5 protein-coding genes are annotated in these 11,229 nt (G+C 38.1%); 3 read left to right on the top strand and 2 right to left on the bottom strand.

Annotated features, from left to right (window positions below; all coding sequences use genetic code 11):
• Positions 1-246 precede the first annotated feature (246 nt).
• Positions 247-900 carry a phosphoadenylyl-sulfate reductase gene (locus Q3Y49_RS16920; RefSeq protein ID WP_303269816.1) on the bottom strand — a complete coding sequence of 218 codons (654 nt, stop codon included), beginning with the start codon at positions 898-900 and terminating at the stop codon, positions 247-249.
• A gap of 15 nt (positions 901-915) precedes the next feature.
• Positions 916-2,982 (bottom strand): methionine--tRNA ligase, encoded by a 2,067-nt coding sequence (gene metG, locus Q3Y49_RS16915; protein ID WP_303269814.1) that lies wholly within the window; start codon positions 2,980-2,982, stop codon positions 916-918.
• A gap of 276 nt (positions 2,983-3,258) precedes the next feature.
• On the opposite strand from metG, the gene Q3Y49_RS16910 reads away from it, so the two are divergent.
• From Q3Y49_RS16910 to Q3Y49_RS16900, 3 genes are all read left to right on the top strand, one after another.
• Positions 3,259-6,708 carry a pyruvate carboxylase gene (locus tag Q3Y49_RS16910; protein WP_303269812.1) on the top strand — a complete coding sequence of 1,150 codons (3,450 nt, stop codon included), beginning with the start codon at positions 3,259-3,261 and terminating at the stop codon, positions 6,706-6,708.
• Between the two features lie 97 nt (positions 6,709-6,805).
• The gene (gene acnA / locus Q3Y49_RS16905) at positions 6,806-9,580 is read left to right on the top strand and encodes an aconitate hydratase AcnA (RefSeq protein WP_303269811.1); all 2,775 of its coding nucleotides are present in this window, start codon (positions 6,806-6,808) and stop codon (positions 9,578-9,580) included.
• Between the two features lie 142 nt (positions 9,581-9,722).
• Positions 9,723-11,192 (top strand): cryptochrome/deoxyribodipyrimidine photo-lyase family protein, encoded by a 1,470-nt coding sequence (locus Q3Y49_RS16900; protein ID WP_303269810.1) that lies wholly within the window; start codon positions 9,723-9,725, stop codon positions 11,190-11,192.
• The last annotated feature ends 37 nt before the right edge of the window (positions 11,193-11,229 follow it).

Here is an 11,229-nt window from a genome sequence, read left to right as displayed (position 1 = left end):
CTTTAAACTACTATCTTTTTCAAATTCTATGAAGTATTAAAAAATTTAAACCAACAGTCAGTTTTATTGGACGAAGCAAAAAATAAGAAAAATCATATAGAAGCTCCACTCGATTTTCTTTTTACTAGGAAGTAAAAATTCTATACAGTTTGCTAAATATAGTATTGGAAAATGAGTAAAATAGTATGCATACATAACAAATATCACGTCTGTAATATTTATATGTTGCAACATTAAAAGTGGGAGTTATGCTAAATCAGTATGCAATCCGCATTCAGTTTTATTCATCCCGTACCAACGGCTTTCTCTTTCTTGCATATCCAAATCAAATTTTCGAGTGCAAGGCTCACAGCCGATACTAAAGTAACCTTGTGCTTCTAAAGGGTGGTCTGGCAATTGATGTTCCTTGCGGTAATCATGAATCATTTTAGAATTCCATTCTAGCATGGGGTGGAGTCGCGTTGAACCATGTGGAGCTGCTTGTTCTACTTTCATGGCGGAACGAGTTTTGCTTTGATCTGCACGAACCCCATTGATCCAAATGTCATTTTGCATCAATACTGCATCCATGGGCTGAGTTTTATTGAGATAGCAGCAATAATCAGGATCAGAGGTAAAGAACATTTTTCCACTAGCATCACGTTGCATGTTTTTAGGTGTGAGAGGTTTTAAGTCGACTAAATTAGTCAAGCCAAAGTCACTCATGATTTTATCTCGAAAAGCCACTGTGTCTGGAAAATGATAACCAGTATTGATAAAGTATACAGGAATACTAGAATCAATCTTACTCAGCATATGTAGAAGCACTAAACTATGTGATTGAAAGGAAGAGGTGGTAAAATATTTTTTACCCTCTTCCTGATAAGCTTTGATCCTTTTCTCTAATTCCTTTAATACCATATTTTATTATTGAGTTTACGAAATTGTACTCCCTGGATTCACTTTATCCCCCGGCTGCACAAACTGCAAATTTCCCTCCGAATCTTCTGCCATCAAAACCATACCTTCTGATACTTCACCCATCATAGGTCGAGGCGCTAGGTTCACCAATACGGTTACTTGCTTTCCTACCACTTCTTCTGCTTTGAAGTGTTTTGCAATGCCACTCAAAATAGTGCGTTTGTCCAAACCAGTATCGATAGTAAGTTTTAAAAGTTTGTTCGATTTTTTAACTTTTTCAGCAGTCAAAACGGTTCCAACGCGCATATCCATTTTCAAGAAATCATCGAACTTGATTTCCTCCTTCATAGGTTCCACATCAGGGCTTCCGCCAGCATTTGCTTTCTTGGCTTCTTCTAATTTATTGACTTGTTCTTCCACTGTTTTATCTTCTATTTTTTCAAATAATAACTCTGCTTTGTTGATCTGATGACCGGCTTCTAACAAATCTGCACTTCCTGCCAAATCCCATTCATAAGCCTCAATATTGAGCATATTTCTAAGCTTGGTAGCAGTGAATGGTAAGAACGGCTCACAAACAATGCTTAAATTAGCTGCAATCTGTAAAGCCAAATTCATAATGGTTTTCACTCTTTCAGGATTCTCTTTCTGTAGTTTCCAAGGTTCTGTTTCTGCCAGATATTTGTTTCCTAAGCGCGCAAACTCCATCATAGCAGCTAAAGCTTCACGGAATCTATAGTTGACAATCTTTTCTTCTATGAGCTCAGGATAACCCTTCAATTCATCCAGAATTTCTTGATCATAATCAAACCATTCTCCTCTTGCTGGCACTTTTCCATCATAATACTTATGTGTCAGCACAACGGCTCTGTTAATGAAATTACCGAAAATAGCGACTAACTCACTGTTATTGCGAGTTTGAAAATCCTTCCAGGTGAATTCACTGTCTTTTGTTTCAGGGAGAGTAGCAGCTAATGCATATCGTAATACATCTTCCTGTCCAGGGAAATCTTTGAGGTACTCATGCAACCAAACGGCCCAGTTCCTGCTGGTCGATAATTTATCTCCCTCAAGATTCAAAAACTCATTTGCGGGCACATTTTCTGGCAAAATATAATCACCGTGCGCATGCAAAATCACTGGAAAAATAATACAATGAAATACAATATTGTCTTTGCCTATAAAATGGATTAATGTGCTATCATCTTTTGGATCAGCTTGTTTTTTCCAAAATTTCTCCCAATCATTTCCGGTATCTTTTGCCCACTGTTTGGTAGCAGAAATATAACCAATTGGGGCATCTAGCCATACATATAGTTTCTTTCCTTCAGCGCCTTTTAGCGGCACGTCAACGCCCCAGTCTAAATCTCGGGTCATCGCTCTAGCTTGTAATCCTTGGTTGAGCCATGAACTGCATTGACCATAAACATTTGATTTCCACTTGCCCTTTTTGCCTTCAACCAACCATTTTTCCATCCATTCCTGATATTTATCTAATGGCAGAAACCAGTGAGTAGTTTTCCTTAAAACAGGTGTTTTTCCGCTCAAGGTTGAAACGGGGTTAATCAAATCAGTTGGGTTTAAAGAACTTCCGCATTTTTCACATTGGTCACCGTAAGCTCCTTCATTACCACATTTAGGGCATTTTCCAGTGATGTATCGATCAGCCAGAAATTGATTAAATTCTTCATCATAGTATTGCTCACTTTCACGCTCTACGAACTCACCTTTTTCGTATAAGTTCATAAAGAATTCCTGTGAAAGCTCATGGTGAGAAGGATCTGAGGTACGGTGATACATATCAAAAGCAATTCCGAATTTTTCGAAAGTGCTTTTATTCAGCTCATGATATTTATCAATAATGGCGTTAGGCGTGACGCCTTCTTTTTTAGCGCGAATAGTGATAGCAGCACCGTGCTCATCACTTCCACACATGAAGGCCACTTCTTTTTTACGCAACCTAAGATAGCGTACGAAAATATCCGCAGGCAAATAGGCGCCTGCTATATGTCCAATATGTAAAGGTCCATTGGCATAAGGTAATGCCGCGGTTATGGTATATCTATTATTCAATTTTTGCATTGTTCGTAATTTGTGGCAAATATAGGAAAGTATGGAGGAAACTCTGCATTGAATGTGTTTCTTAGGACTAAGATTTGTAGCTTTTAAAATATTTTTATTCTAATACGAAAATGCAGAAGTCTTCGTGCTGATTGTAATTATATTTTATCTGAAATAACTTCTATTTCAACTTAAAAATCCAATTTCTCCTGGTTTTCCTTCCCTTTCTCAGAATCCCTTTTTAAATTCAGCATCCTTAATAAAAAAGCTAAACTACAGACTATACAAGATATCAATATGACAACGAAACTTTTTGAAATCAATAAATTATTAGTAGCGAATAGAGGTGAAATTGCTATTCGGGTGCTCCGTGCTGCTTCGGAACTTCGAATTCGGACGGTAGCGGTTTACACCTATGAAGACCGATATTCTTTGCATAGATATAAATCAGATGAGGCCTATCAAATTGGGAAAGAGGATGATCCTTTAAAACCTTATTTGGATATAGAAGAAATTATTAGTCTGGCGAAACACAAGGGAGTAGATGCTATTCATCCAGGATATGGGTTCCTTTCTGAAAATGTGAACTTAGCTAGAAGATGTAAGGAGGAAGGCATCATTTTCGTTGGGCCTGAGCCAGAAGTCATGAATGCTTTAGGTGATAAAGTTAGAGCCAAAGATATTGCGGTAAAAGCCAATGTGCCTATTATAGAGGATAGTAAAATCGATTTGGTTGACACAGCTACGGCTGTTGGTGAGGCTAAAAGAATTGGTTATCCAATCATGGTTAAAGCGGCTGCAGGTGGAGGTGGTCGTGGAATGCGAGTTGTTCAAAATGAAGATCAGCTAAAGTCTGCCTTTGTCGATTCCAAAAGTGAAGCGGGCAATGCCTTCGGAGATGATACCATTTTTCTTGAGAAATACATAGACCACCCAAAGCACATTGAGGTGCAAATCATGGGTGATAACTATGGAAATATTGTCCATTTATTCGAGCGTGATTGTTCTGTTCAGAGAAGATTCCAGAAGGTAGTGGAAGTTGCGCCTTCCGCAAACTTATCTGAAGAAACTCGGAATAAACTTTATGAATATGCTTTAGCCATCACCCGACAAGTTAATTATAATAATGTGGGGACTGTTGAGTTTTTGGTGGACAAAGAGGAGAATATCTACTTTATTGAAGTGAACCCAAGAATTCAGGTAGAACACACCATTACGGAAGAAATTACAGGAGTAGATATAGTGCGTTCGCAGATATTAATTGCGAAGGGACATGCTTTAGACGATCCGAGAATTTTTATCAAAAGTCAAGAAGATGTAAAAGCCAATGGTTTTGCTATTCAGTGCAGAATTACGACTGAAGATCCAGAAAATGGTTTTAAACCCGACTATGGTACCATTATAGCTTATCGAAATGCAGGTGGATTTGGAATTAGAATAGATGAAGGTAGTTCTTATGCCGGAGTAAATATATCGCCATTCTTTGATTCTATGTTGGTTAAAGTTTCCTCTCATGGTAGAACCTTAAGGGGTGCTGCACAAAGATTGCATAGAGCATTAAGAGAATTTAGGATTAGAGGGGTTAAAACTAATATTGGTTTCTTAGAAAACGTGATTTCGCACCCTACTTTCTACAATGGAGAATGTACGGTTAAATTTATAGATGAGCATCCTGACTTATTCAAAATCACTCAAAAATTTGATAGGGGTACCAAAACACTACGTTTTTTAGCGGATGTAAGCGTTAATGGACATCCAGATGTGAAGGTGAAGGAAGAGAACAAAACTTTCCGGCATCCAGTTGTCCCTGATTATGATAAGTATGGAACCTATCCTAAAGGAACAAAAAACATCCTGACTGAACTGGGCCCAGAGAAGTTTGCTGAATGGCTGAAAAATGAAAAAGCGATTCACTATACAGATACCACTTTCAGAGATGCACACCAATCATTATTGGCCACCAGAATGCGAGGAATTGATATGATGAAAGTAGCAGAGGGCTATGCTAAAAACAATCCTGAGATATTTTCTATGGAAGTTTGGGGCGGTGCTACTTTTGATGTTTGCATGCGCTTTTTACATGAGAATCCGTGGGAAAGATTAGCAAAGTTCAGAAGAGCGATGCCTAATATCCTTTTGCAAATGTTGCTTCGAGGGTCAAATGCAGTTGGTTATAAAGCTTATCCCGATAATCTAATTGAGAAATTCATTGAGAAATCCGCAGAAACAGGAATAGATGTTTTTAGAATATTCGATTCTTTGAACTGGCTAGAAGCGATGAAAGTCAGCATCAAGACCGTGAGAGAAAGAACAAATTCAATCGCTGAGGCAGCCATCTGCTATACGGGGGATATTCTTGATCCTGAGCAAAAGAAGTATACGCTTGACTATTACGTAGATTTTGCAAAACAATTAGAGAGCGAAGGAGCTCATATTATTGCTATAAAAGATATGGCAGGCTTATTAAAACCTTATGCTGCAGCAGAATTAATCGGAGCATTGAAATCAGAGATCAATTTGCCGATTCATTTACATACGCATGATACTTCATCAGTTCAGTCTGCTACTTACTTGAAAGCAATAGAAGCTGGCGTAGACGTGGTGGATGTGGCGATGGGAAGTATGTCGGGATTGACATCACAACCCAATTTCAATTCAGTAGCCAGCTATATGCAAGGTCATGAACGGGAGCAGAAATTAAATATCAATTCTTTAAACGATTATTCTACTTACTGGGAATATGTGAGAGAATTCTATTATCCTTTTGAATCTGGATTGAAAGCAGGAACTGCTGAGATTTATGATAATGAGATCCCAGGCGGACAGTATTCAAACTTACGTCCACAGGCAAATGCATTGGGCTTAGGAGATAAGTTTGAGACCGTTAAAAAGAACTATGCCTTGGTCAATAAGATGTTTGGAGATTTGGTAAAAGTAACGCCTTCTTCTAAAGTTGTGGGAGATATGGCGCTATTTATGACCTCCAATAATTTAACGCCAAATGATATTTTTGAAAAAGGTCATACACTTTCTTTTCCTGATTCTGTTGTGGATTTATTCCGTGGTGAATTAGGTCAGCCAGTGGGAGGATTTCCTCAAGAATTAAGCAAGATTATTTTAAAAGGGGAAAAGGCATTTACTGACAAGCCGAATAAACATTTGGAACCGATAGATTTCAGTAAGGAAATGGAAGCTTTTAAAAAGAAATTTGACGGTCATGACGATGAATCAGATTTGTTAGCTTATTTGCTTTATCCGAAAGTATATGAAGATTTCTACAAGCATCAGCAGCAATTTGGTGAGGTGGGATATATCCCAACTTTAGCGTTCTTCTACGGGATGAAAAACGGAGAAGAAATCTTGGTGGAAATTTCTGAAGGTAAAACGATCATCATCAAATTACTTTACATCTCTGAGCCTAATGAGGAGGCATTAAGAACGGTTGCTTTTGAATTGAACGGGCAAACTAGAAGGGTGAAAATTAAGGATAATAATGCCAAAGTAGATAAAGTTACCAATCGAAAAATTTCAAGCGAAAATGAAGTAGGTGCACCATTGCAAGGAAAATTGGCCTCCATCAAAGTGAAGCCGGGTGATGAGGTGACAGAAAACACTGCTTTGTTCGTAATCGAGGCCATGAAAATGGAGTCTTCAATTACGCCACCGAGAGCAGGAGTAGTGAAAGAGGTTCATTTAAAAGCAGGTGATATGGTGCAGCAGGATGATCTGGTTATCAGCTTAGAGTAACAATTTTGAATAAATGAGGTATAATATAGGAGGTCATTGATAAAAATGGTCTCCTTTTTTTATTTTAACGAACTAACTGAAACTAAAACTTTTCACCATGCATAAAGATCCGTACAAAATTGTAAAAGAGCTAGATAGCAAAAAAGGAAAACTGAAATATTATAGTCTGGAAGAATTACAGAAACAGGGCCATGATGTTGATAAATTGCCTTTTTCAATCAGAATTTTATTGGAAAATGCAGTTCGAAATTTTGATGATTTTGCGATAACAAAGGAGAATGTAGAGACGCTTCTCAATTGGAAGCCTGAGGCTTCTGATAAAGATATTCCTTACAAACCAGCTAGAGTATTAATGCAAGATTTTACGGGTGTGCCTGCAGTGGTGGATATTGCTTCATTGAGGGCTGAGGCCGTAAGAAAAGGAAAAGATCCGAAAAAAATTAATCCTTTAATCCCTGTTGATTTGGTAATTGACCACTCCGTCCAGGTCGATTATTTCGGTACTAATTATTCCTATGCAAAGAATGTGGATAAGGAATATGAGAGAAATGGGGAGCGATACCAATTCTTGAAGTGGGCACAAAATGCCTTTGATAATTTCTCTGTTGTGCCTCCCGGCATGGGGATATGCCATCAGGTGAATTTAGAATATTTAGCAAAAGGTGCCATTGAAAGAGATGGGTATGTTTTTCCTGATACTTTGGTAGGTACTGACTCACACACACCTATGGTGAACGGCATCGGAGTTGTAGGTTGGGGAGTTGGCGGAATTGAGGCTGAAGCTGCTATTCTTGGACAGCCTATTAACTTTATTATGCCTGAGGTAATAGGATTAAGGTTGAATGGAGATATGCCTTTAGGGACCACTGCAACAGATTTGGTACTGACTATCACCCATTTATTAAGAAATCATGGTGTAGTGGGTAAATTTGTGGAGGTCTTTGGTCCTGGCTTGGATAATCTAACGATTCCGGATAGAGCCACTATTTCCAATATGTCTCCTGAGTTTGGTTGTACGGTTACCTATTTCCCAATCGATGATCAAACCTTATCCTACATGGAGAAAACCAATCGTTCGGAAGAGCAAATTGATTTGGTAGAGAAATATGCGAAATCCAATATGCTTTGGAGAGAAAACGAAGATAAAATTAATTACTCCACAGTACTAGAATTGGATTTAAGCACAGTTGAGCCTACAGTTTCTGGTCCAAAAAGACCGCAGGATAAGATTTTGGTTCGAGAGTTTGAAGACAAATTCAAAGACTTGCTGAAGGAAGAACACGGAAGAGAATACCTAGGCATGTACGAACGTCCTGTAAGCAGGTGGTATGCTGAAGGAGGCTCTCAACCTGTACAACAAACTGCTGAGGTCGGTGATGACGTAGCCATAGAGGAAGGCGATAGCAACGGCTTGAAAACGGTAAAGATTAAAACGCACAATGATGAATTTAGCTTAAGTGATGGTTCAATTGTAATTGCCGCTATTACAAGTTGCACTAATACTTCGAATCCAAGCGTGATGTTAGGTGCAGGTTTAGTAGCACAAAAAGCTATTCAAAGAGGTGTTGATGTTAAGCCTTGGGTCAAAACCAGTTTAGCTCCAGGTTCGAAAGTGGTAACCGATTATTTAAGAGCAGCCGAATTATTAGATGACTTAGAAGCACTGAAATTCCACGTTGTGGGATATGGATGTACTTCTTGTATTGGTAATTCAGGTCCTTTACCACCGCATATTGCCAAAGCTGTAAAAGAAAATGATTTAGTGGTTTCCTCGGTACTTTCAGGGAATAGAAATTTTGAAGCCAGAGTACACCCTGACGTGAAAATGAATTTCTTAATGTCCCCAATGCTGGTAGTGGCTTATGCCATCGCAGGTAGGGTAGACATTGACTTAAACAATGATGCACTGAGCTACGATGCTAATGGTGAGCCAGTGTACTTGAAAGATTTATGGCCATCCCAAGATGAAATATTTGAAGTGATGAGAAAAGTGCTGTCACCGGATTCTTATAAAAAGAACTATGGTGAGATTTTTGACGGCAACGAACAGTGGAGAAGCATGAAAGCGCCCGAATCTGAAGATTATGAATGGGATGATAAGTCTACGTACATTAAGGAAGCACCATTCTTTAAAGATATCAGCGAAGAGGCTGAAGATTTCGAAGATATTAAAAAGGCGCATGTCTTATTAAAATTGGGCGATTCTATAACCACAGACCATATTTCTCCAGCTGGTGCTTTTGCAGAAGATAGTCCGGCTGGTAAATATTTGAAGGGGAGAGGGGTAGAAAAGAAAGATTTTAACTCCTATGGTTCTCGTAGAGGTAATGATGAAATCATGACTCGTGGAACTTTTGCTAATGTCCGAATTAAAAATCAGTTGGCAGAAAAAGAAGGGGGTTATACTAAGCATATCCCAAGCGGTGAAGAAATGACAGTATTCGATGCCGCTGAGAAATACAAAGAAGATAATATCCCATTAGTGGTTTTAGGTGGAAAAGAATATGGTAGTGGATCTTCCAGAGACTGGGCAGCAAAAGGTACTTATCTCTTGGGTATAAAAGCAGTCATTGCAGAAAGCTATGAGCGTATTCACCGAAGTAATTTAGTGGGTATGGGTGTTTTGCCTTTACAGTATTCAGATGGAGAATCTGCCGAGTCTTTAGGATTAGATGGTTCAGAGAAAATTTCAGTTTCCGGAATTAGCAAAGGCTTATCACCTTCTAAAAAGCTTTCTGCAGTAGCAGAAAAGTCTGACGGAAAAGAAGTGAAATTTGAGGTGTTGGCTAGATTAGATTCTAAAATTGAAGTAGAATATTATAAGAATAAAGGTATTCTACAGTATGTCTTAAGAGACTTTTTACGAAAGTGATATAGTTTTAATTAAATAGATTTAAGTAAAACCGATTTGATGGAGAATTCATCGAATCGGTTTTTTTTATAGCTAAAAATTCATTTCAAACAATGGGACTTTATACAGGTTTTCTGTTCAACTGATTACAATCCTGTTTGAAATGAAAAAACCGATTACCCTAGTCTGGCTAAAAAGAGATTTAAGGTTGGAGGACCACGCTCCATTGCAGAAAGCTGCTGAAATCGGTTTGCCTACTCTAATTTTTTATGCCTGGGAACCCAGTTTATTGTCTGCTCCCAATTATAGTAATCGCCATTGGAATTTCATTAGTGAATCCTTAGCAGAAATTCAGAATGAACTAGTGAAATATAGTTTACACTTGCTTCAAGCACATTCTGAAGTGATTGATTTATTGAAATCTATTCAAGAAAAATATGAAATCAAGTATTTATTATCCCATGAAGAAACTGGACTTCAAATCACTTATGAAAGAGATAAGGCTGTTAATTCATTTTGTAAAAGCAAGAATATAGAATGGTTAGAATTTCAGCAGTTTGGCTTGCAGAGAGGTCGAAAGAATCGGACAGATTGGTCAAAGTCTTGGTATGAATTTATGTCTCAAGCTATTCTGGAAGTCGATCTATCGGCTTTAAAACCAGTTGAAAGCCAAGAGTTTGGAGGAATAAAAGTTATTGAAAAGGTAAGTGAATTAGGGATTCACCGGGAAAAAGAGATCGTGCAAACAGGGGGAAGTTCTAAAGCATATCAATATTTAAGTAGCTTCTTAAAAGAAAGGCATAAAACTTACAATAAAAGCATAAGTAAGCCCACTGAAGCTCGTAAATCCTGCAGTCGCTTGTCTCCTTACTTGGCTTATGGAAATATCAGTATGCGATCTGTCTATCAATCTATGAGAAGTGCAAAGGAAAAGGGAAATAAAAGCGCTTTAAATAATTTCGCCTCTCGACTACGCTGGCATTGCCATTTTATACAGAAATTTGAAATGGAAATGAGATATGAGAGTGAAAATATTAATAGAGGATATGACAGCATTCGTCAGAATGAAAATGACATCTTATATGAAGCATGGGAGAAAGGAGAGACGGGTTTTCCTTTGGTAGATGCTTGCATGAGGTGTGTAACCGAAACGGGCTATCTCAATTTCAGAATGCGAGCTATGCTGGTGTCATTTCTAGTTTATCATTTATGGCAACCTTGGAAGAGAGGTTCCCTACATTTAGGTAGGCAGTTTTTAGACTTTGAACCCGGAATCCATTACCCTCAATTTCAAATGCAAGCTGGTGTAACCGGAATTAATACCATCCGAATGTATAATCCTGTCAAGCAATCAATAGAGCATGATCCCAACGGTGATTTTATAAAAATGTGGGTGCCAGAGTTAAAAAACATTCCAATAGCTTTCATTCATGAACCATGGAAATTGAATTTTATTGAGCAGAAGGAATTGAATTTTGAGTTAGGAAAAGATTATCCAAGTCCAATAATTGATTTAGAAGATGCTGGAAAAAAGGCTAGAAAAGTGATATGGGATATGCGGAAGGAGCCATTAGTGAAGTTAGAAGCAAGAAGAATTTTAGCTACACATACTGTCGAAAATAGAAAACCGTAAAATTCTTGCAATCCAAAGTTGTCTTTTTCTACGTTTA

The organism is Marivirga harenae (assembly GCF_030534335.1).
Classification (GTDB): domain Bacteria; phylum Bacteroidota; class Bacteroidia; order Cytophagales; family Cyclobacteriaceae; genus Marivirga; species Marivirga harenae.
Note: the sequence above shows the minus strand (reverse complement) of the source record. Positions and strands in the feature narration are given on the sequence as shown.